General features: G+C 57.0%; 16 protein-coding genes. All 16 read left to right on the top strand.

Annotated features, from left to right (window positions below):
* The first annotated feature begins 183 nt into the window (after nucleotides 1-183).
* The 16 genes from coaD to rpsL all read left to right on the top strand — a co-directional run bounded on the left by coaD (nucleotide 184) and on the right by rpsL (nucleotide 22298).
* The gene (coaD, locus tag QZL71_RS07810) at nucleotides 184-690 is read left to right on the top strand and encodes a pantetheine-phosphate adenylyltransferase (RefSeq protein ID WP_044953444.1); all 507 of its coding nucleotides are present in this window, start codon (nucleotides 184-186) and stop codon (nucleotides 688-690) included.
* Nucleotides 691-770: 80 nt separating this feature from the next.
* Entirely contained in the window at nucleotides 771-1988 is a 1218-nt protein-coding gene (locus tag QZL71_RS07805; RefSeq protein WP_005940168.1) for an acetyl-CoA C-acetyltransferase, read from the top strand.
* A gap of 122 nt (nucleotides 1989-2110) precedes the next feature.
* Complete coding sequence (locus QZL71_RS07800) at nucleotides 2111-2896, top strand: enoyl-CoA hydratase-related protein (RefSeq protein ID WP_005940170.1); 786 nt, start codon at nucleotides 2111-2113, stop codon at nucleotides 2894-2896.
* A gap of 42 nt (nucleotides 2897-2938) precedes the next feature.
* Entirely contained in the window at nucleotides 2939-3811 is an 873-nt protein-coding gene (locus QZL71_RS07795; protein ID WP_005940172.1) for a 3-hydroxyacyl-CoA dehydrogenase family protein, read from the top strand.
* A 104-nt stretch (nucleotides 3812-3915) separates the two neighbouring features.
* The gene (locus tag QZL71_RS07790; protein ID WP_005940174.1) at nucleotides 3916-5091 is read left to right on the top strand and encodes an acyl-CoA dehydrogenase family protein; all 1176 of its coding nucleotides are present in this window, start codon (nucleotides 3916-3918) and stop codon (nucleotides 5089-5091) included.
* Nucleotides 5092-5108: 17 nt separating this feature from the next.
* On the top strand, nucleotides 5109-5903 hold the full coding sequence (gene acrB, locus QZL71_RS07785) for an acryloyl-CoA reductase electron transfer subunit gamma (RefSeq protein WP_005940175.1): 795 nt from the start codon (nucleotides 5109-5111) through the stop codon (nucleotides 5901-5903).
* 21 nt (nucleotides 5904-5924) lie between these two features.
* The gene (acrA, locus tag QZL71_RS07780; protein WP_005940176.1) at nucleotides 5925-7019 is read left to right on the top strand and encodes an acryloyl-CoA reductase electron transfer subunit beta; all 1095 of its coding nucleotides are present in this window, start codon (nucleotides 5925-5927) and stop codon (nucleotides 7017-7019) included.
* 615 nt (nucleotides 7020-7634) lie between these two features.
* The gene (locus QZL71_RS07775; protein ID WP_294648421.1) at nucleotides 7635-8573 is read left to right on the top strand and encodes a CAP domain-containing protein; all 939 of its coding nucleotides are present in this window, start codon (nucleotides 7635-7637) and stop codon (nucleotides 8571-8573) included.
* 201 nt (nucleotides 8574-8774) lie between these two features.
* Nucleotides 8775-9395 (top strand): IMPACT family protein, encoded by a 621-nt coding sequence (locus QZL71_RS07770; protein WP_120019711.1) that lies wholly within the window; start codon nucleotides 8775-8777, stop codon nucleotides 9393-9395.
* Nucleotides 9396-9562: 167 nt separating this feature from the next.
* Entirely contained in the window at nucleotides 9563-10561 is a 999-nt protein-coding gene (locus QZL71_RS07765; protein ID WP_294648420.1) for a deoxyguanosinetriphosphate triphosphohydrolase, read from the top strand.
* Between the two features lie 25 nt (nucleotides 10562-10586).
* Nucleotides 10587-12362, top strand: coding sequence for a DNA primase (gene dnaG, locus QZL71_RS07760; RefSeq protein WP_294648419.1), 1776 nt, complete (start codon nucleotides 10587-10589; stop codon nucleotides 12360-12362).
* Between the two features lie 50 nt (nucleotides 12363-12412).
* Nucleotides 12413-13492: an RNA polymerase sigma factor RpoD gene (gene rpoD / locus QZL71_RS07755; RefSeq protein WP_294648418.1), complete on the top strand. Its 1080-nt coding sequence runs from the start codon at nucleotides 12413-12415 to the stop codon at nucleotides 13490-13492.
* A gap of 275 nt (nucleotides 13493-13767) precedes the next feature.
* Nucleotides 13768-13986 (top strand): hypothetical protein, encoded by a 219-nt coding sequence (locus tag QZL71_RS07750; protein ID WP_005940196.1) that lies wholly within the window; start codon nucleotides 13768-13770, stop codon nucleotides 13984-13986.
* Between the two features lie 51 nt (nucleotides 13987-14037).
* Complete coding sequence (locus tag QZL71_RS07745) at nucleotides 14038-17880, top strand: DNA-directed RNA polymerase subunit beta (protein WP_294648417.1); 3843 nt, start codon at nucleotides 14038-14040, stop codon at nucleotides 17878-17880.
* A gap of 128 nt (nucleotides 17881-18008) precedes the next feature.
* Nucleotides 18009-21581 carry a DNA-directed RNA polymerase subunit beta' gene (gene rpoC, locus QZL71_RS07740; protein WP_005940202.1) on the top strand — a complete coding sequence of 1191 codons (3573 nt, stop codon included), beginning with the start codon at nucleotides 18009-18011 and terminating at the stop codon, nucleotides 21579-21581.
* A gap of 288 nt (nucleotides 21582-21869) precedes the next feature.
* Nucleotides 21870-22298: a 30S ribosomal protein S12 gene (rpsL, locus tag QZL71_RS07735; RefSeq protein WP_005940205.1), complete on the top strand. Its 429-nt coding sequence runs from the start codon at nucleotides 21870-21872 to the stop codon at nucleotides 22296-22298.
* Nucleotides 22299-22377: the final 79 nt, after the last annotated feature.

Genomic DNA, 22377 nt, shown 5'->3' with positions numbered 1-22377 from the left:
AATTTTGACGATATGGTTTACTTATAGCGTAGCAGGCAGCTGCGATGCAGCACGACATTGATTGTTTAAATTTTAACGATAAAACGTACAGCTTGCACAAAAATCTTGCACCCAAGACTGGAAAGTGCTATCATGGCAGAACCAAAACGCGCTTTTCACAGCGCTCAAGGAGGACACCAGACGATGGCAACAGCAGTTTATCCCGGTTCGTTCGATCCGGTCACAAAAGGGCATCTCGATATCATCAAGCGCGCAGCAAAGATCAACGATCATCTGATCGTGGCGGTGCTCAACAACAGCGCAAAGAATCCGCTGTTCACCGTGGAGGAACGCGTGGAGCTTCTAAAGGAATGCTGCAAAGGCATCCAGAATGTTTCGGTGGAGAGCTTCGACGGCCTGACCGTGGAGTTCGCCAAGAAACGGCACGCTTCGGTGATGGTGCGGGGCCTGCGGGCGGTGACGGATTTTGAAAACGAGATCCAGCTTGCGCAGACCAATCACGCACTGATGCCCGGCATCGAGACCATGTTTCTGGCAACGAGCATCAAGTGGAGCTACCTTTCTTCCACCATTGTAAAAGAGGCAGCTTACTACGGCAGCGACATCGGTAAGTTCGTCACACCCAATGTGGAAAAGGCGGTCAACGAAAAGTATGCGCTGATCCGGCAGAAAAAAGACCCCGAGACCTAATTTGTAAAAGCGCTTACGGGCGTTTTTGATAAAAATGGCTTACGAAAAGTAACACATACACAATTCAGGAGGCTATTCACATGAAAAAGATCGTTATCGCATCTGCATGCCGTACCGCTATTGGCAAATTCGGCGGCACTCTGGCAAACGTTCCCGCAGTTGAGCTTGGCTCCATCGTCATCAAGGAAGCTCTGAACCGTGCAAACGTCGCTCCCGAGCAGGTCGATCATGTCTACATGGGCTGCGTCATTCAGGCCGGTCTGGGCCAGAACGTCGCTCGTCAGGCTGCTCTGAAGGCTGGCCTGCCCATCGAGACCCCGGCTGTCACCGTCAACGTGGTGTGCGGCTCCGGTCTGAACTGCGTCAACATGGCTGCTCAGATGATCGAGGCTGGCGATGCTGACATCGTGGTCGCAGGCGGCATGGAGAACATGGACATGGCTCCCTTCGCACTGCAGAAGGCTCGTTACGGCTACCGCATGGGCGCACCCATGGGCAAGAGCGAGATCGTGGATACCATGGTCAACGATGCTCTGTGGGATGCCTGCGGCTTCAACAAGCACATGGGCATGACCGCTGAGAATGTCTGCACCAACGAGACTTATCAGAAGAAGTACGGCTACAGCCCCATCACCCGTGAGATGCTGGACGAGTTCTCATACAACAGCCAGCTGAAGGCTGACAAGGCTATCAAGGACGGCGCTTTCAAGGACGAGATCGTTCCCGTTGTGATCAAGGGCAAGAAGGGCGACACCGTGTTCGATACTGATGAAGGCCCCCGTCTGAGCGCTCCTGAAGTGCTGGCAAAGCTGAAGCCCGCTTTCACCAAGGACGGCATCGTGACCGCCGGCAACTCTTCCGCCATCAATGACGGCGCTGCTGCTCTGGTCATCATGAGCGAGGAGAAGGCCAAGGAGCTGGGCGTGAAGCCTCTGGCTACCTGGGTCGCCGGTGCTCTGGCAGGCGTTGAGCCCGAAGTCATGGGCCTGGGCCCCATCGCCGCTACCAAGAAGGTCATGGCAAAGACCGGCCTGACTGTTGCTGACATGGATCTGATCGAGGCCAACGAGGCATTTGCTGCTCAGTCTGTGGCTGTCAGTCAGGCTCTGAACTTTGATATGAGCAAGGTGAACGTCAACGGCGGCGCAATTGCTCTGGGCCACCCGGTCGGCGCTTCCGGCGCTCGTATCCTGGTCACCCTGCTGTATGCTATGAAGCATCGCGGTGCACACAAGGGCCTGGCTACCCTGTGCATCGGCGGCGGCATGGGCTGCGCTACCATCGTTGAGATGGACTAAGCTTCACCTCTTGGAATCCTGACTGAATGACAGACCCGGACAGGGAAGGGAACCGGAGAGCCTTTCCTCCGTCCGGGGGCTGTTTGTGATAATTGATAAGATTTGAATAGGAGGTTTTCACAATGGCATTTGTAAAAACCGAGGTGCAGGGCGCAGTTGAGATCATTACCATCGACCGCCCCAAGGCACTGAATGCCCTGAACCCCGAAGTTCTGGCAGACCTGAAGGCAGCTTTTGAGGCTGTGGATCAGGAGAATGTCCGCTGCATCGTTCTGACCGGCGAAGGCGACAAGAGCTTCGTGGCAGGCGCAGATATCGGTTCCATGAGCACCATGACCAAGGCAGAGGGCGAGGCCTTCGGCAAGCTGGGCAATGATGTGTTCCTGATGATCGAGAGCTTCCCCATCCCCGTTATTGCAGCCGTGAACGGCTTTGCACTGGGCGGCGGCAACGAGCTGGCTATGAGCTGCGACATCCGCATCTGCTCTGACAACGCTGTGTTTGGCCAGCCGGAAGTGGGTCTGGGCATCACCCCGGGCTTTGGCGGTACCCAGCGTCTGGCACGTCTGGTCGGCATGGGTATGGCAAAGCAGCTGGTCTACTCTGCACTGAACATCAAGGCAGATGAGGCTCTGCGCATTGGTCTGGTGAACGCTGTGTATCCTCAGGCTGAACTGATGGAGAACGTGCTGAAGCTGGCCGGCAAGATCGCAAAGAATGCACCCATCGCTGTACGCAACTGCAAGAAGGCAATCAACGGCGGCATCAGCCTGCCCATCGAGAAGGCTGTTGAGGTCGAGGAAAAGCTGTTCGGCAGCTGCTTCGAGACCCACGACCAGAAGGAAGGCATGGCCTGCTTCCTGAGCCGTGAGAAGCCGAAGCCCAAGGCAGTGTTCACCAACAACTAATCCATTACTACATAATTTTTGATATTAAAGGAGAGGTTTCCTATGAAGATCGGTGTTATCGGCGCTGGCACCATGGGCCAGGGCATCGCAAAGGCATTTGCACAGGTTGAGGGCAACACCGTTGCTCTGTGCGACATCAAGCAGGAGTGGGCCGAGAATGGTCTGGCAAAGATCAAGAAGGGCTACGAGAAGCTGGTTGCCAAGGGAAAGATGACGCAGGAAAAGGCAGACGCTATCGTTGCTGCCATCACCCCGGGCCTGAAGGAAGACCTGTGCGCTGACTGCGATCTGGTCGTTGAGGCTGCTTTTGAGGATATGAAGGTCAAGCAGACCACCTTCGGCGAACTGGATAAGATCTGCAAGCCCGAGTGCATCTTCGCTTCCAACACTTCTTCTCTGTCCATTACCGAGATCGGCAAGGGCGTTAGCCGTCCGCTGGTCGGCATGCACTTCTTCAACCCCGCAGACCGCATGAAGCTGATCGAGGTCATCGCAGGCTGCAACACTCCCGCTGAGACCGTTGAGAAGATCAAGGAGATCTCTGTTGCCATCGGCAAGCAGCCGGTTCAGGTCAACGAGGCTGCAGGCTTCGTCGTCAACCGCATCCTGATCCCCATGATCAACGAAGCTGCTTTCATCAAGATGGAAGGCGTTTCCGATATCGCCGGCATCGACACCGCTATGAAGCTGGGTGCCAACCACCCCATGGGTCCCCTGGAGCTGGGCGACTTCATCGGCCTGGATATCTGCCTGGCCATCATGGATGTGCTGTACAAGGAGACCGGCGACAGCAAGTATCGTGCCTGCCCGCTGATCCGTAAGATGGTCCGTGGCGGCAACCTGGGCTGCAAGAGCGGCAAGGGCTTCTACGTTTACAACGCAGACCGCACCAAGACCCCTGTTGACCAGCTGTAAATTCTGATAAACGTTTCTCCCGACCGTGGAAAAGCGGCCGGGAGGAATTTGTTTGCACCGGGCAATTCCGGTAAATGAAAAAGACCCGTTAGGAGGATATAGCGATGGATTTTACTCTGTCCAAGCAGCAGCAGATGGTACAGAAAATGTACCGCGAGTTTGCTGAGAACGAAGTCAAGCCCCTGGCAAAGAAGGTTGATGCGGAAGAGTACTTCCCCAAAGAGACCGTCGAAAAGATGGGCAAGCTCGGCATGATGGGCATTTATTTCCCGACTGAGGTCGGCGGTGCAGGCGGCGATGTGCTGTCCTACGTCATGGCAGTGGAAGAGCTGAGCAAGGTCTGCGGCACCACCGGTGTCATCGTCTCTGCTCACACCAGCCTGTGTGCTGCTCCTATTTATGAAAATGGTACTCCCGAGCAGAAGGCAAAGTATCTGCCGAAGCTGTGCAGCGGCGAGTGGCTGGGTGCTTTCGGCCTGACCGAGCCGGGTGCCGGCACCGATGCACAGGGTCAGCAGACCTTTGCAAAGCAGGACCCCGAGACCGGTGATTGGATCCTGAACGGTTCCAAGATCTTCATCACCAACGCCGGCTACGCAAACGTCTTTATCGTTATTGCTGTCACCGATATCGTGCCTGACAAGAAGGGCCGTCCCACCAAGCAGTGCTCCGCCTTTATCGTGGAGCGCACCGACCCGGGCTTCTCCGTCGGTAAGGCTGAGGACAAGATGGGCATCCGCGGTTCTTCCACCTGCGAGCTGATCTTTGAGGACTGCCGCATCCCTGCTGACCGTATGCTGGGTGTGCGTGGCCGCGGCTTCCAGCTGGCTATGGCTACTCTGGACGGTGGCCGTATCGGCATTGCTTCTCAGGCTCTGGGCATCGCCGAGGGCGCTCTGGAGGAGACCGTTGCTTACGTCAAGGAGCGCAAGCAGTTCGGCCGCAGCATTTCCGCATTCCAGAACACCCAGTTCGAGCTGGCTGAGATGAAGGCACGCGTTGAGGCTGCAAAGTATCTGGTCTACGCTGCTGCTCTGAAGAAGCAGGAAGCAATGGATGGCAAGAAGGTCCGTTACAGCGTTGAGGCTGCTCAGGCAAAGCTGATCGCAGCCCGCACCGCAAGCGATGTGACCCGCCGCTGCCTGCAGCTGTTCGGCGGTTACGGCTACACCCGTGACTATCCCATCGAGCGCATGATGCGTGATGCCAAGATCACTGAGATCTACGAGGGCACCAGCGAAGTGCAGATGATGGTCATTTCCGGCGCGCTGCTGAAGTAAGGGAGGCAAGAGTTACAATGAAAGCAATTGTTTGTGTAAAGCAGGTTCCTGATACCTCCGGCAAGGTGTCCGTCAAGCCCGATGGCACTCTGGACCGTGCTTCGATGGCTACCATCACCAACCCTGATGACCTGAACGCTCTGGAGGCTGCTCTGAAGCTCAAGGACGCTACCGGCTGCGAAGTCGTTGTTGTTACCATGGGTCCCCCGCCGGCAGAAGGCATGCTGCGTGAGCTGCTGGCCCGCGGTGCAGATAAGGCTGTTCTGGTTTCTGGCCGTGAGTTCGGCGGTTCCGATACCTTCGCAACCAGCCAGATCCTGGCTGCTGCCGTCAACAAGATCGGTGTTGGCCCCGAGGACGTTGTGTTCTGCGGCCGTCAGGCAATCGATGGCGATACCGCACAGGTCGGCCCGCAGATCGCTGAAAAGCTGCATCTGCCTCAGGTCACCTACGTGGCAGACATCCAGAAGGATGGCAACACCCTGACCGTGAAGCGTATGCTGGAAGACGGCTACATGATGGTCAAGGTGCAGACTCCCTGCCTGCTGACCTGCATCAAGGAGCTGAACCAGCCCCGTTACATGAGCGTGAACGGCATCTTCACCTGCTACGACAAGCCGATGGAAGTGTTTGATTACAACGCACTGAAGGACGATCCGCTGATCGAGGTTGATACCATCGGTCTGAAGGGTTCTCCGACGAACGTCTTTAAGTCCTTCACTCCTCCGCAGAAGGGCGCAGGCACCATGCTCAAGGGCGACGATACTGCCGCACAGCTGGCTGGTATCCTGGCCAAGAAGCACCTGATCTGATGAAAGGAGCATAGGATTACAATGGCTGATTTTAACGAATACAAGGGCGTATGGGTCTTCTGCGAGCAGCGCCAGGGCGCATTGATGCCCACTGATTTCGAGCTGGTGAGCGAGGCCCGCAAGCTGGCTGATGAGCTGGGCTGCGAGGTCACCGGTCTGCTGCTGGGCGACAACGTGGAAGGCATTGCCAAGGAGCTGGGCGGCTATGGTGCCGATAAGGTCATGGTCTGCGACAGCCCCCTGCTGAAGGATTACACCACCGATGCATACGCTAAGGTCGTGTGCGACATGGTCAACGAGTATAAGCCCGAAGTCCTGCTGATCGGTGCAACCAACATCGGCCGCGATCTGGGCCCCCGCTGCGCAGCTCGTCTGCACACCGGCCTGACCGCTGATGCTACCCATCTGGACATCGACACTGCAAAGTACATCGATTTCCTGAAGGAGAGCTCCACCATCGACCTGTCCAAGCAGAAGTTCGATATGGAAGACCGCAACCTGAAGATGACCCGTCCTGCATTCGGCGGCCATCTGATGGCTACCATCATCTGCCCCCGCTTCCGTCCGCAGATGTCCACCGTGCGTCCCGGCGTTATGAAGAAGGCTCCCTTCGATCAGGCCAAGGCTGATGCCTGCCAGATCGTGAAGCCCGCATTCGCTCTGGCTGCTGAGGACATCAAGACCGAGGTCCTGAGCGTTGAGAAGGCCGCTGAGAAGCTGGTCGATCTGATCGGCGCAGACGTGATCGTCTCTGTTGGCCGCGGCATCAGCAAGGATGTCAACAAGGGTATTGAGCTGGCTGAGCAGCTGGCTGCCGCTTTGGGCGGCGGCGTTGTGGGCGCTTCCCGTGCCGTCACCGATGCAGGCTGGATGACTGCTGACCATCAGGTTGGCCAGACCGGCAAGACCGTGCACCCCAAGATCTATGTTGCTCTGGGCATTTCCGGCGCTATCCAGCACACTGCTGGTATGCAGGACTCCGAGTGCATCATCGCTGTCAACAAGAACGAGGGTGCTCCCATCTTCGGCGTGGCTGACTACGGCATCGTGGGCGATCTGTTCAAGGTCGTGCCCGAGCTGATCAAGCAGATCGAGGCAGCAAAGGCTGCTCAGTGATCGACTGACGCGAGATCTTTTTATAGCATAGCCTGAATTGTGGGAGGGCGGCTCTTCGGAGCCGCTCTTCTTTTTATGTAAGGAATATGGCACAGCACAGATGGCCCTGAAAAGGCTGCCTGTGCTGTTTTTTGTTGCAGAAAGTACAGCCAAAGGCCGGCTGCAGCCCAGAAAAGGGCTGCGGGATGGGAGGGAAGTGGAACGGAAAAGCGCACACAAAAGTCTGTTACACTTTGAAATATGCATATAAGCGAATAAACATACAAAAAATGCATGAAAAGCACTGCAGAAAAGGTGTAGAAAAATAAAATGCAACACGTTAAGTGTGACGAAACAATCCTGAAAACGGTGAAGCGCAACACAGACGTAACAAATTTACGGTATCTTGGATGAACTTGTTGCACTTGTGAAACGATTTCAGAACGGGAAATTTTGACTTTTTTGCATTTTCTCTCAAAAAATCGACAGAAACCCCTTGACGATGAGATGTTCTTGTGATACTCTTGTTGCACAATAGTAACACATTTGAAACGGAAGAGTTGCAAACGTGTTGCAGTACGCGTTCGCATGAATGCAAAAAAGCTTTTATATACAAAAGCTTGCGGAGGATGTCTTATGAAACTCGAGATGCGTGCCCTGAAGAATATCGCAGCAGCAGCTATGACTCTGGCTGTGGTTTTTGGTGCTGCATCTCTCAAGCCCGTTACTGCAAACGCAGCTGAGGCTTCGGTTTCTGCCTCCATCGAAGAAGAAAATTCCTACATCAGCTTTCAGGACGAAGCTTATCAGAACGAGTTCCTGCGCCGCGTAAACAACGAGCGCGCAAAGGCTGGCCTGAAGCCCGTTCAGCTGGGCGACAGCAACCACAATAGTGCCGCTCAGGAGCGCGCTAAGGAACTGGCCTCTTCTTATTCCTACGTTCGTCCCAATGGCCAGCGCGATTTCACCATCTTCGCCGAGAATGGCATCGAAGATGTGTCGATTGGCGAGGACTACATGGCGGGCGTTTCCACCCCCGATGCAGCGGTAGATCAGTGGATGAACATTGATTTTACCCGTGAGCGCATCCTGAACGCAGACGCGACCACCATGAGCGTGGGCCACTACGAAGGTGGCGTTTACAACAACTACTGGGTGCTGATCTTCTCTTGCCCCGAAAACTCTTACACCAGCAACTACCGTCAGGAAGTTCTGAATCTGGTCAATGCCGAGCGTGCAAAGTACGGCCTGCAGCCCCTGGTCATGGGCGATGCAAAGCTCACCGCAGCTGCTCAGCAGCGCGCCGAAGAGATCGCAACCGTCAATTCTCACGTTCGTCCCAATGGTACCAAGTGGTACACTGTTCTCAGCGAGTACGGCGTGACGGATGCCGCTGCTGGCGAGAATGCCGCATGGGGCAGCGTTTCTCCTGAAGAAGTCGTGAATGCCTGGATGAACTCCGAAGGCCATCGCGCAAACATTCTGGATCCCGAAGCTCGTGCAATGGGTGTTGGCTACTACTACAACAGCTCCAGCACTTGGGGCCATCAGTGGATCCAGTTCTTTACCAAGTAATCATCGTAATCATATGCTTTCTTCAGAAAAATCGGCTGGGCCGCAGGGCTCAGCCGATTTTTTGCTGTGCTTTTTTCTGGCAGAGGACATGCGGGCAGCGGTACCGGGAGCTGGCCTTGACACAAAAACGTATGCGGCAGTGGTTGCACAACGGACGATTTATGTTATACTTGATTTGAATAACATGCAGGAGGAACCACAGTGGAGGATTACCGCACCATCCATGGCACGGCCACAGGAGAATACGAAGAAAAGAAGAGCCGCTTCATTGCGGCGTTGTCATTTGCGGACAGCGAGGAAGCTGCCGTTGCATTTCTGGAACAGGTGCGTGCGGCCAACCGCACCGCCCGCCACAATGTGTATGCCTACCGCCTGAGGGAAGGCAACCGGGAACGCTATTCAGATGATGGTGAACCGGCCAAGACGGCGGGCACACCAGCGCTGGAGGTGCTGCAGCACAGCGGCCTGACGGATCTGATCGTGGTGGTGACCCGTTACTTTGGCGGCGTGCTGCTGGGCACCGGCGGCTTGGTGCGTGCATACACCACGGCTACGGCCCGTGCACTGGAAAATGCCGAGGTGGTCACGGTGCGCAGCGTGGTGGAGCTGAGCGTGACGGTGGATTACTCCCTTTATGAGCGTGCATCGCTGCTGATCGATGCGGCGGGAGCAAAACAGGCCGCGCCGCAGTTCACGGATCGCGTGACCCTGTGCTGGCAGATGCCGGAACACACCGAAGGCCCGCTGCTGGAACAGCTGCGGGAGCTGACGCGCGGCAGCGCGCAGGTGACGGTATCCGACCCGTTCTACGCACCGTTCTGAACCCGGCAGCAGCAAAAATAAAAAAGCAAGCATTATTTTGCGAACCGACAGGCTTTTTCCCCCTTCGACAAAGCGGGTGTGCTACAATTGCCGCAGACGCAGCAATTGGAATCGGCTGTGCCGAAACAGAGAGGGGGAATGGCGACAAAAAGGGAGGGCGACTTTGTATGGATGTACGTCAGCGCACAGAAGAGATCGAACATATGACCTTCGCGCCGTGGGCTACCTTCAGCGACCAAAGCCGCGGCCGCATGCTGCCGGAAGAGCAGGACCCGATCCGGCCGGTGTTCCAGCGTGACCGTGACCGGGTGCTGCACTGCAAGGCGTTCCGACGGCTCAAACAAAAGACGCAGGTGTTCCTCTCGCCGGAGGGAGACCTGTACCGCACCCGACTGACCCATACGCTGGAGGTCTCGCAGATCGCGCGGACCATTGCCCGCGCCCTGCGGCTGAACGAAGATCTGACCGAAGCGATCAGCCTTGCCCATGATCTGGGCCACACGCCGTTTGGCCATGCCGGGGAGCGCGCGCTGAATGAGCTGTGCCCGGACGGCTTCAAGCACTACATGCAGAGCCTGCGTGTGGTGGACAAGCTGGAAAAGGACGGCCGGGGCCTGAACCTGACGTGGGAGGTGCGCAACGGCATCGTGACCCACACAAAGGGCACCTGGGCGGCAACGCCGGAAGGGCGCATCGTGCGCATGGCGGATCAAATCGCCTATGTGAACCACGACATTGAGGACGCGGTGCGCGCCGGTGTGCTGGACCCAGCCACCCTGCCGAAGGACTGCACCGCCGTGCTGGGCCAGACAAAATCTGCCCGCATCACCACCATGATCAACAGTATCCTTGCCAACAGCGATGGGGATGTGAAGGTGGGCGCAGAGGAAAACGAAGCCTTCCTTGCGCTGCGGGATTTCATGTACGCCACCGTGTACGTGGACAAGACCGCCAAGCGGGAAGAGCAGAAGGTGGACAAGGTGATCGGGGAACTGTACGATTACTACCTGAACCATGTGGACCGGATGTCCAATTTTTACATCCAGCTGGCTTATCAGGAGGGCAGAGAACGCGCAGTGACTGATTACATCAGTGGCATGAGCGATGAATTTGCCATCCGCACTTTTGAGGAATTGTTTGTGCCCCGGAAGTGGCATGTCCTATAAATCCGAAAGGTCGTTTGAAAGATCCATGATCCCACACGAATACATTGAAGAACTGACCCGCCGCACCGACATTGTGGAGCTGGTGGGCAGCTATGTGCAGCTCAAGCGCAAGGGACGTTTGTATGGCGGCCTGTGCCCCTTTCACAGCGAAAAAACGCCCTCATTCTACGTCTACCCGGACACCCAGAGCTTTTACTGCTTTGGCTGCGGCGCAGGCGGCGATGCCATTACCTTTACGAAAAAGATCAACAGCATCGATTACCCGGAGGCCGTTAAGCTGCTGGCAGCGCGGGCCGGTATGCCGGAGCCCCAGGAGGACGACAAAACAGGCCGGATGCGCAGCCGCATCCTCTCCATGAACAAGGAGGCGGCACGGTTTTTCCACGCCTGCCTGAACTCCACCGTGGAGGAAGCCCGGCAGGCCCGTGCCTACTGGCGGCGGCGCGGTCTGGACGACAAGACTATCGTCAGGTTCGGGCTGGGCTATGCGCCCAACGACGGACAGGCGCTGTATCAGTTCCTGCGCGATAAGGGCTACAATCAGCAGGAGCTGGATGCCAGCGGCCTGTTCAAGCGCAGTGCGTCCGGCCGCATCTACTGCCTGTTCTGGAAGCGGGTGATGACCCCCATCTTTGACCTGCGCGGCAACATCATTGCGTTTGGTGGGCGCGTGCTGGACGATTCCAAACCGAAATATGTCAACAGCCCGGAAACGCTGGTGTACCACAAATCAGAGACGGTGTTTGCGCTGCAGATCGCAAAGCGCAGCGCGGTGCGCCGGTTCGTGCTGTGCGAGGGCTACATGGACGTGATCAGTATGCATCAGGCAGGCATCGACACAGCAGTGTGCGCCTGCGGCACGGCCCTGACCCCGGAGCAGGTGCGGCTCATCAGCGAGTATGCTGACGAGGTGATCCTGAGCTACGATTCGGACGAAGCGGGCCAGAAGGCCACGCTGCGCTCGCTGGAACTGTTCCGCAACAGCCCGGTAAAGGTGGGCGTGCTGCAGATCCCCGGTGCAAAGGACCCGGACGAGTACATCAAAAAGTATGGCGCAGAGCGATTCAAAGCCCTGCTGGATGGTGTGGGCAATGCACTGGACTTCCGGCTGGGCCGTCTGCGCAGCCAGTACGATCTGGCACAGGATGCCCAGCGGCTGGAATACGTGAAGGAAGCTGTGAATATGCTGGCAGAGCGCTCCAACCCTACCGAGCAGGAAGTGTATGCGGGGCGTCTGGCTGAGGAAACCAACATCTCCAAAAAAGCTATCATGACCCAGCTGGAGACCGCCGTGAAGAGGGTGGGCAGCAAGCACCGCTGGGAGAAAAAGCAGCAGGCGCTCAAGTCCGGTGAGATGAATCAGATCAACGTGCCGTACAGTGCGGGCGGCAGTCAGGCGCTGGGCATTGCCAGCGCACAGCAGCGGCTGCTGGCGGCCATGCTGCGGGAGCCGCACTATATCGATCTGGTGCAGGGGCAGCTGACCGCAGAGCAGTTCGTGCTGCCGCAGCAGAAGGAGCTGTTTGAAGCCATGCTGCGCTGCCGACAGGAGGGCATTGAGATCAGCCTGACCACGCTGCGCGCTTTTGTAAGCGAAGAAGCGCTGAATGAACTGAGCCATCTTGCGGCACAATACAGCGATGTGAATTGTACGCCGGATGATATCCGGCTGTATCTGGACCGCATTGCCCGGGGGATGCCCATGGCAGGCAAGGCGGCGCATATGTCCAATGAGGAACTGAGTGATTACCTCCAGTCGATGCGCGAAAAGAAGCAGGGAAATGTGCCTGTAGAAGAATGATCCCCCGCTTTCCCCTCCGGCTGGAGCAGGAGAGGAAAGGAGCAGGAACCATGCAGAAATTGTCGCAAACGGAGGAATTGGCCAGAACATTGGCTGCGCGGGCACGCCACCATGCCCTGACACCGGAGCAGATCAGCCGTGCCATGGACGAACAGGATTACGATGTGGCGCAGCTGGACGAGCTGTATACGGCACTGGAGGACCGCGGCGTGCACCTGACCGAAGAGGAAGCGGACCTGCCTGCGTTGGATGAAACGCAGATCGGCAGGCTGGAACATGAGCTTTCGGCAGAGGGGGTGGCGCTGGACGACCCGGTAAAGGCCTATTTGAAGGAGATCGGCCGGGTGCCGCTGCTGACGGCAGAGCAGGAGGCGGCGCTTGCCCGTGCCGCGCAGGCCGGGGACGAGGATGCCCGGCGGAAGCTCAGCGAAGCGAACCTGCGGCTGGTGGTGTCGGTGGCAAAGCGCTATGCAGGGCGGGGCCTGCCGTTTCTGGATCTCATTCAGGAAGGCAATCTCGGTCTGATGAAGGCGGCGGAAAAGTTTGAGCCGGAGCGCGGCTTCAAATTTTCCACCTATGCCACGTGGTGGATCCGTCAGTCCATCACCCGCGCCATTGCGGATCAGGGGAGGACCATCCGCATCCCGGTGCACCTTGTGGAGAGCATCAACCGGGTCAAAAAGACGACGGGCGACCTGCTGCGGAAAAATGGCCGGGAGCCTACCGCGGAAGAGATCGCTGTTCAGCTGGACATGGAGCCGGACCGTGTGCGGGAATTGCTGCAGCTGGCGCAGGACCCCATCAGCCTGGAAACGCCGGTGGGCGAGGAAGAGGATGCCCACCTTGAAGATTTTATTCAGGACGAGGATGCAGGCGTCCCGGTGGATGAAGCCGGGCGGCAGCTGCTGCGGCGGGAACTGTTCAGCGTGCTCAAAAGCCTGACACCGAGGGAAGAACGGGTGATCGCACTGCGCTTCGGGCTGGAGGATGGCCGGGCGCATACGCTGGAAGAGCTGGGGAAGGAGTTCAATGTGACCCGGGAGCGGGTGCGGCAGATCGAAGCCAAGGCCCTGCGCAAGCTGCGGCATCCCAGCCGTGCAAAACGCCTGCGGGATTATCTGGATGAGTGAACGATTATAATTGCCGCCGCTTGCGCTCTGGCAATATTAGAGGAAACATTATTTTTATATTTGCAGCTCAGAAAAGCCTGCGAGCTTTTCTGAGCTGCTTTTTCACAAAAAAAGGCCGCAAGGGAAAACGGGCATATCCGACTGTAAAAGTAATACGCCAAAACACAAGGGCAAAGATAGACAAATTGCACAAGGAGATTATGAACAGGAACGTGCAAAATAAAAAAATCAAGCCCTAAAACAGCAAAACACAACACGCTGCCGGGCGTGCGAAAATGAAAGAAAAAATAAATTTGTTTTGGCAAAAATCTGAAAAATGGCTTGACAGCAAGGCTTTTAGGGTGTATACTGCATTAGTATCACATAATGGACTAGTGCGCCAAAAAGAGGAATACGCAGGCGGTGACTGGACGGGTCAAACCGAAAAGTTTGTGAAAAACGCCGAAAGGTTCCCTTCGACGCGGGTCGAATTATGTGTGTCTGCTCAAATTTGACCCGTGTATACGACATCCCGTAGAGTATAAAAGTAAGGAGTGGTTGATTTTATGATGAAAGTCAAGCCCGTAAAGCTCGGCAAAACCGAGCGCATGAGCTTCTCCCACATCGACGAAGTCATCAGTATGCCGAACCTGATCGAGGTCCAGAAGAACTCTTATCAGTGGTTCCTGGACGAGGGCCTGAAAGAGGTCTTCCACGATATCGGCACCATTGAGGACTACACCGGCAATCTGGCACTGAGCTTTGTGGACTTCCGCCTGGATAAGGAGCCGAAGTACAGCATCAAGGAGTGCAAGGAGCGCGACGTGACCTATGCAGCACCCCTGCGCGTCACCGCCCGTCTGCTGAACAAGGAGACAGGCGAAGTGAAGGATCAGGAGATCTTCATGGGCGATTTCCCGCTGATGACCGATGCCGGCACCTTTGTGATCAACGGTGCAGAGCGTGCGATCGTCAGCCAGCTGGTGCGTTCTCCCGGCGTGTTCTACGGCGATGCCAAGGATAAGGTGGGCAACGACCTGTACAGCGCCACCATGAACCCCAACCGCGGTGCATGGCTGGAGTACGAGACCGATGCTTCCGATGTGTTCTATGTCCGTATCGATAAGAACCGCAAGCTGCCTGTCACCGTGCTGTGCCGTGCACTGGGCCTGTCCACCAACGAGGACATCCTGAACTTCTTTGGCGACGATGAGCGCATCCTCGCTACTCTGGAAAAGGATACCACCAAGAATCAGGAAGAGGGCCTGCTGGAAGTCTACCGCAAGCTGCGCCCCGGCGAGCCTCCCACGGTGGAGTCTGCTACCAGCCAGATCAACATGCTGTTCTTCGACCCGCGCCGTTATGACCTGTCTCGTTTCGGCCGTTATAAGATGAACAAGAAGCTGTCTCTGGCACGCCGCATCACCGGTCAGGTGGCTGCTGAGAATGTGGTCGCTCCGCTGACCGGCGAGATCCTGATCGAGGCTGGTGCCAAGATCACCCGCGAGCTGGCTGAGAAGGCTGACAATGCCGGTGTGAATCTGGTCGTGCTGAAGCTCGACGATCCCATGAAGGAAGAGAGCCGGAAGGTCAAGGTCATCACCAACGGCTGTGTGGATGCACAGGGCTTCTTCTCCTTCGACGTGAAGGAGTGCGGCATCAACGAGCGCTGCTCCTTCGATGAGATCAAGAAGATCCTCGACACCACCTCTGATGTGGAAGAGCAGAAGGAGATGTTGCGCCGCAACCACGACCAGCTGATCGGCCGCACCGTTACGGTCGCCGATATTCTGGCTTCCATCAACTACCTGAACGGTCTGGGCCACAATATTGGCACCACCGATGATATCGACCATCTGGGCAACCGCCGCATCCGCAGCGTGGGCGAGCTGCTGCAGAACCAGTTCCGCATCGGCTTCTCCCGCATGGAGCGCGTCATCCGTGAGCGCATGACCCTGCAGAGCCAGGATCAGAGCGTCATCACCCCGCAGGCCCTCATCAACATCCGTCCGGTGGTGGCAGCCATCAAGGAGTTCTTCGGTTCTTCTCCGCTGTCCCAGTTCATGGATCAGAACAACCCGCTGGCTGAGCTGACCCACAAGCGCCGCCTGTCTGCTCTGGGCCCCGGCGGTCTGAGCCGTGACCGCGCAGGTTTCGAGGTCCGTGACGTTCACTACAGCCACTACGGCCGTATGTGCCCCATCGAGACTCCTGAAGGCCCCAACATCGGTCTGATCTCCTATCTGGCATCTTACGCCAAGATCAACGAGTACGGCTTTGTGGAAGCTCCGTACCGCAAGGTCAAGAAGATCTATGACGAGAACGGCAACCTGAAGGAACAGGTCGTCACCGACGAGGTCGAGTATATGACCGCTGACGTCGAGGACGAGTACGTTGTGGCACAGGCCAACGAGCCGCTGGATGAGGGCAAGCACTTCGTGCGTCCCCGCGTGTCTGCCCGCCGCCGCGACGAGATCCTTGAAATTGATGCAGAGAAAGTCGATTACATGGACGTTTCTCCGCGAATGATGGTCTCTGTTGCTACCGCCTGCATCCCCTTCCTGGAGAACGATGACTGTAACCGTGCTCTGATGGGTTCCAACATGCAGCGTCAGGCAGTGCCTCTGATGGTCACCCAGCAGCCCATCGTTGCTACCGGTATGGAGTACAAGGCTGCTACCGACTCCGGCACCGCTGTTCTGGCAAAGAATGACGGTATCGTTGAGAAGATGGATGCCGACCATGTTGTTGTGCGCAACAACAAGGGCGAGCTGGAGGATTATCCTCTGGTCAAGTTCGCACGCTCCAACGCAGGCACCTGCATCAACCAGCGTCCCATCGTGGAGGTCGGCGAGAGTGTCAAGGCCGGTCAGGTGCTGGCCGACGGCCCTGCAATGCGCAACGGCGAAATTTCTCTGGGTAAGAACGCTCTGATCGGCTTCATGACCTGGGAAGGCTACAACTACGAGGATGCCGTTCTGCTGAACGAGAAGATCGTGCGCGAGGACGTGTACACCTCCATTCATATTGAAGAGTACGAGACCGAGAGCCGCGACACCAAGCTGGGACCCGAAGAGATCACCCGTGATATCCCCAACGTTTCTGAGGATGCACTGAAGGATCTGGACGAGCGCGGCATCATCCGCATCGGTGCCGAGGTCAAGAGCGGCGACATTCTGGTCGGTAAGGTCACCCCGAAGGGCGAGACCGAGCTGACCGCTGAAGAGCGCCTGCTGCGCGCCATCTTCGGCGAGAAGGCACGCGAAGTGCGTGATACTTCTCTGCGCGTGCCCCATGGTGCATACGGCATCATCGTGGATGTCAAGGTGTTCACCCCGGAGAACAGCGACGAACTGCAGCCCGGCGTGCGCGAGGTCGTCCGCTGCTATATTGCCCAGAAGCGCAAGATCAGCGTTGGCGATAAGATGGCAGGCCGTCACGGCAACAAGGGTGTCGTTTCCCGCATTCTGCCGCAGGAGGACATGCCCTACCTGCCCGACGGCACCCCGCTGGACATCGTGCTGAACCCTCTGGGCGTGCCTTCCCGTATGAACATCGGTCAGGTGCTGGAAGTCAACCTGGGCTACGCTGCCAAGGCATGCGGCATCAAGGTCATGACTCCCGTCTTCGACTCTGCTCGTGAGAACGACATCGGCGATACCTTTGATACCGCCCGCGAGATGTGGCATGGCGAGAATGCTCCTGCATATCCCACGAAGCTCCCCAAGATCATGGGCGAGAAGGGACACATCATCGACTTCTCCAAGATCGAGCTGGACCGCGATGGCAAAACCACCGTTTACGACGGCCGCACCGGCGAAAAGTTCGATAACCGCGTTACCGTCGGTTATATGTACTACCTGAAGCTGCATCACCTGGTCGATGATAAGATCCATGCACGTTCTACCGGCCCCTACTCTCTGGTCACTCAGCAGCCTCTGGGCGGCAAGGCCCAGTTCGGCGGCCAGCGCTTTGGCGAAATGGAAGTCTGGGCACTGGAAGCTTACGGCGCTGCTTACACTCTGCAGGAGATCCTGACCGTCAAGTCCGACGACGTGGAGGGCCGTGTGAAGACCTACGAGGCCATCGTTAAGGGTGAGCCGATCCCGCAGCCCGGCATTCCCGAGTCCTTCCGTGTTATGCTGAAGGAACTGCAGTCTCTGGGTCTGGACGTTGTTGTTCAGGACAAGGACGGCAACGAGATCGACATGCGTCAGAACTTCGACGACGAAGAGACCGGTTTTGATATGCGCGATGTTGCCGGCACTGAGAACGTCGTGCAGGAGAGCGAACTGCTCAACGATTATAATATTAAGGATGCCGATGCCGGTTTCGATGATCCTTCTGTGCTGGAGGACAATAACTCCGGTGCCGAAGCTCCCGCTTCTTCTGACGAAGTAGATTTCTGATCAGACAAAGAACACAAGCCTCAAGCCCCCTGTTCCGCGTGCTGCGGCAGGGGAGAGGATCCTGTGGTCTGAACAAGAAAGCCGCCTGTATCATCGAGACAACTAGAGATTAAGAAAGGGTTCGTTTCATGGAAAACAACGTTTTCGATTCCATCAAGATCGGCCTTGCCTCCCCGGAGCAGATCCGCAACTGGAGCTACGGCGAGGTCAAAAAGCCTGAGACCATCAACTACCGTACCCTGAAGCCGGAGCGCGACGGCTTGTACTGTGAGCGCATTTTTGGACCTACCAAGGACTGGGAGTGCCACTGCGGTAAGTATAAGCGCATCCGCTACAAGGGCAAGATCTGCGACCGCTGCGGCGTTGAAGTGACCAAGGCTAAGGTCCGCCGTGAGCGCATGGGCCACATTGAGCTGGCCGCTCCCGTCAGCCACATCTGGTACTTCAAGGGCATCCCCAGCCGCATCGGCCTGATGCTGGACATCAGCCCCCGCCTGCTGGAGAAGGTGCTGTACTTTGCAAGCTATATCGTCACTGATCCGGGCGCTACCCGTCTGGAAAAGAAGCAGCTGCTCACCGAGAGCGAGTATCGTGAGATGCGCGACCACTACGGTGATGAGTTCGAGGCTGCTATGGGCGCTGAGGCCATTCAGGATCTGCTGAAGGAGATCGATCTGGATCAGCTGAGTGAAGAGCTGACTGCCGAGGTGGAAAAGTCCTCCGGCCAGAAGCGCGTGCGCATCCTCAAGCGTCTGGAAGTAGTTGAGGCATTCCGCATTTCCGGCAACCGTCCTGAATGGATGGTCATGGATGTGCTGCCTGTTCTGCCGCCTGACCTGCGCCCCATGGTCCAGCTGGACGGCGGCCGTTTTGCCACCTCCGACCTGAACGACCTGTACCGCCGCGTGATCAACCGCAACAACCGTCTGCGCCGTCTGCTGGAGCTGGGCGCTCCCGACATCATCGTGCGCAACGAGAAGCGTATGCTGCAGGAAGCAGTGGACAGCCTGATCGACAACGGCCGCCGCGGCCGTCCGGTCACCGGCCCCAACAACCGCGCACTGAAGAGCCTTTCCGATATGCTGAAGGGCAAGCAGGGCCGTTTCCGTCAGAACCTGCTGGGCAAGCGTGTTGACTACTCCGGTCGTTCTGTTATCGTCGTCGGCCCTGAGCTGAAGATGGATCAGTGCGGTCTGCCCAAGGAAATGGCTCTGGAGCTGTTCAAGCCCTTTGTCATGAAGGATCTGGTGGAGAAGGGTATTGCCAACAACATCAAGTCCGCCCGCAAGATGGTGGAGCGCGCTAAGCCCGAAGTGTGGGACAGCCTGGAGACCGTGATCAAGGGCCACCCCGTTCTGCTGAACCGTGCACCTACCCTGCACCGTCTGGGCATTCAGGCTTTCAACCCGGTGCTGGTGGAGGGCCGCGCAATCAAGCTGCACCCGCTGGCATGTACCGCATTCAACGCCGACTTCGACGGTGACCAGATGGCAGTGCATCTGCCTCTGGGCGAGGATGCCTGCCGTGAGGCCAAGATGCTGATGCTGGCTTCCGGCAACCTGCTGAAGCCCTCTGACGGCGCACCTGTTACCGTGCCTACGCAGGATATGATCCTGGGCAGCTACTACCTGACCACCGTTCGTGAAAATGACGAGGGCGCAGGCAAGGTGTTCCGCGATGAGAACGAAGCCCTGATGGCTTATGCAGAGCACATCGTTACCCTGCACGCACCCATCAAGGTGCGCCGCACCATGACCATTGACGGCGTGGAGCGCACCGGTCTGGTGGAAGCCACCGTCGGCCGCATCATCTTCAATAACCCTGTTCCTCAGAATCTGGGTTATATCGACCGTACTGATCCCGAGCACTGGCTGGAGTACGAGGTCAGCTTCCGCGTGACCAAGAAGACTCTGCCCGACATCATTTCCCGCTGCATGACCCGCAACGGCACCCGCAAGTGCGCAAAGATGCTGGATGCCATCAAGGCACAGGGCTACAAGTACTCCACTCTGTCTGCAATCTCCGTTGCTGTGTGCGACGCTGTGATCCCGCCGCAGAAGCAGGAACTGATCGCTGAGGCTGACCAGCAGATCGCAAAGGTCGGCAGGCTGTTCAACCGCGGCCTGATCTCCGACAACGAGCGTTACAACCAGACCATCGCTATCTGGCAGGCTACCACCGATAAGGTCTCCAAGGCTCTGGCAGACAACCTGCCCAAGGATAATGAGATCTATATGATGGCTGACTCCGGTGCTCGTGGTTCTATGAACCAGATCAAGCAGCTGGCCGGCATGCGCGGCCTGCTGGCAAACACCGCCGGTCACACCATCGAGATGCCCATTCGTGCCAACTACCGTGAAGGTCTGAATATTCTGGAATATTTCGTTTCTGCCCGTGGTGCCCGTAAGGGTCTGGCCGATACCGCTCTGCGTACCGCTGACTCCGGTTACCTGACCCGCCGCATGGTCGATGTCTCTCAGGATGTCATCGTGCGCGAGATCGACTGCGGCACCACCGACGGCCTGTGGGTGTCTGAGATCCACGAGGGCAAGGAGAAGATCGAGAGCTTCCGTGAGCGTTTGATCGGCCGCTTTGCTGTGGGCGATGTGGTCAACCCCGTCACCGGCGAGGTGATCGTGCCGGAAGGCAAGATGATCGACCTGTACGATGCAAACGAGATCGAGGCTGCTGGCATTACCAAGCTGAAGATCCGCAGCCTGCTGACCTGCCGTGCAAAGACCGGTGTCTGCGCACGCTGCTACGGTTCCGATATGGCAAACGGCGAGCCGGTCCGTCTGGGCGAGTCTGTCGGCGTTATCGCCGCAGAGTCCATCGGCGAGCCTGGTACTCAGCTGACCATGCGTACCTTCCATACCGGCGGTATCGCATCTGCTGAAGATATCACGCAGGGTCTTCCCCGTGTTGAAGAGCTGTTCGAGAGCCGCCGTCCCAAGAGCATGGCCATCATGAGCGAGATCTCTGGTGTCGTTTCTCAGGACGATACCAAGAAGAATGTCGTTATCAAGGTGACCGGCAAGGACGAGAACGGTGCCGAGGTCGTAAAGAGCTACTCCATCCCGTTCACCCAGCATTCCCGCGTGATGCCGGGTGACCGTGTGGAGAAGGGCGACATCATCACCCGTGAAGGTGTTCTGTATCCGCAGGATATTCTGGCAATCAAGGGTCTGGAGGATGTCCAGAACTACCTGATCAACGAAGTTCAGAAGGTCTACCGTCTGCAGGGCGTTGAGATCAACGATAAGCATATCGAAGTCATCGTCCGTCAGATGTGCCGCAAGGTGCGCGTGACTGATTCCGGTTCTTCCAACCTGATCGGCGGTGCGCTGGCAAGCCGTCTGGAAGTGGAGAGCATCAACGCTGATCTGCAGCAGCGCATCGACGCTGGTGAAGAGGGCCTGAAGCTGGTCGAGTACCAGCAGGTGCTGCTGGGCATCACCAAGGCTGCTCTGGCAAACGACTCCTTCCTGTCCGCTGCATCCTTCCAGGAGACCACCCGCGTGCTGACCGAGGCTGCCATCAAGGGCAAGGTCGACCCGCTGGCCGGCCTGAAGGAGAACGTCATCATTGGTAAGCTGATCCCCGCAGGTACCGGTCTGCCGGAAGTCCGTGAGGATCTGAAGAACCGTGAGGCTGAGCGCGATGCTGAGGTCGCTGCTGAACTGGCAGCTGCTGTACAGTAAGCAAAGCTCCTTCTTCTGAAATAAAACAATGGACCGCTCTGTGGGCATCCGCCTGCAGGGCGGTTTTTATATGCCCGGAAAAGCGGAAACAGGGGAGAAAACCGTGCGTTTTGCGTCGAAAAAATGCTGAAAGAAAAAATCTGGAATAAATGCAAAAAACTTTGCAAAAACTGTTGACATCCGCCTGTAAAGCGAGTATTATATAACTGTTGCGCATCCCTCATGGGGATAGTGCGGCAAAAAAGTCGGAAAAAGTCCGATGTGCATTATTAAGAAAGGAGAAACAAAATGCCTACTTTTAACCAGCTTGTACGCAAGGGCCGTCAGGTTCTGGCTACCAAGAGCACCGCTCCCGCACTGCTGAAGAGCTACAATTCTCAGAAGAAACAGTATTCTGATCTGAACAGCCCCCAGAAGCGTGGTGTCTGCACTGCTGTTCGTACCATGACCCCCAAGAAGCCCAACTCTGCTCTGCGTAAGGTTGCTCGTGTCCGCCTCACGAATGGTATCGAGGTCACCTCTTACATTCCCGGTATCGGCCATAACCTGCAGGAGCACTCCGTCGTGCTGATCCGTGGCGGTCGTGTTAAGGACCTGCCCGGTGTGCGTTACCACATCATCCGTGGTACCCTGGATACTCAGGGTGTGGCAGGCCGTAATCAGGCCCGCTCCAAGTACGGCGCAAAGCGTCCTAAGGCCGGTGCTGCAAAGAAGTAATTGAGGACAACCGCCATAAACGGCTTTCCATTATATAAATAACAAGTCCGCTTGCAAAGCGGAGGGCAACAGTTTATGT

It is taken from the genome of uncultured Faecalibacterium sp. (assembly GCF_900066275.1).
Classification (GTDB): Bacteria; Bacillota; Clostridia; order Oscillospirales; family Ruminococcaceae; genus Faecalibacterium; species Faecalibacterium taiwanense.
The sequence above is the reverse complement of the archived record's forward strand: the minus strand, read 5'-3'. Positions and strand labels throughout refer to the sequence as shown.

What these genes read in the sequence shown, in the direction of transcription:
- coaD (WP_044953444.1), top strand. Translation starts at nt 184, where the DNA reads ATGGCAACAGCAGTTTATCCCGGTTCGTTCGATCCGGTCACAAAAGGG.
- QZL71_RS07805 (WP_005940168.1), top strand. Translation starts at nt 771, where the DNA reads ATGAAAAAGATCGTTATCGCATCTGCATGCCGTACCGCTATTGGCAAA.
- QZL71_RS07800 (WP_005940170.1), top strand. Translation starts at nt 2,111, where the DNA reads ATGGCATTTGTAAAAACCGAGGTGCAGGGCGCAGTTGAGATCATTACC.
- QZL71_RS07795 (WP_005940172.1), top strand. Translation starts at nt 2,939, where the DNA reads ATGAAGATCGGTGTTATCGGCGCTGGCACCATGGGCCAGGGCATCGCA.
- QZL71_RS07790 (WP_005940174.1), top strand. Translation starts at nt 3,916, where the DNA reads ATGGATTTTACTCTGTCCAAGCAGCAGCAGATGGTACAGAAAATGTAC.
- acrB (WP_005940175.1), top strand. Translation starts at nt 5,109, where the DNA reads ATGAAAGCAATTGTTTGTGTAAAGCAGGTTCCTGATACCTCCGGCAAG.
- acrA (WP_005940176.1), top strand. Translation starts at nt 5,925, where the DNA reads ATGGCTGATTTTAACGAATACAAGGGCGTATGGGTCTTCTGCGAGCAG.
- QZL71_RS07775 (WP_294648421.1), top strand. Translation starts at nt 7,635, where the DNA reads ATGAAACTCGAGATGCGTGCCCTGAAGAATATCGCAGCAGCAGCTATG.
- QZL71_RS07765 (WP_294648420.1), top strand. Translation starts at nt 9,563, where the DNA reads ATGGATGTACGTCAGCGCACAGAAGAGATCGAACATATGACCTTCGCG.
- dnaG (WP_294648419.1), top strand. Translation starts at nt 10,587, where the DNA reads ATGATCCCACACGAATACATTGAAGAACTGACCCGCCGCACCGACATT.
- rpoD (WP_294648418.1), top strand. Translation starts at nt 12,413, where the DNA reads ATGCAGAAATTGTCGCAAACGGAGGAATTGGCCAGAACATTGGCTGCG.
- QZL71_RS07750 (WP_005940196.1), top strand. Translation starts at nt 13,768, where the DNA reads ATGAAAGAAAAAATAAATTTGTTTTGGCAAAAATCTGAAAAATGGCTT.
- QZL71_RS07745 (WP_294648417.1), top strand. Translation starts at nt 14,038, where the DNA reads ATGATGAAAGTCAAGCCCGTAAAGCTCGGCAAAACCGAGCGCATGAGC.
- rpoC (WP_005940202.1), top strand. Translation starts at nt 18,009, where the DNA reads ATGGAAAACAACGTTTTCGATTCCATCAAGATCGGCCTTGCCTCCCCG.
- rpsL (WP_005940205.1), top strand. Translation starts at nt 21,870, where the DNA reads ATGCCTACTTTTAACCAGCTTGTACGCAAGGGCCGTCAGGTTCTGGCT.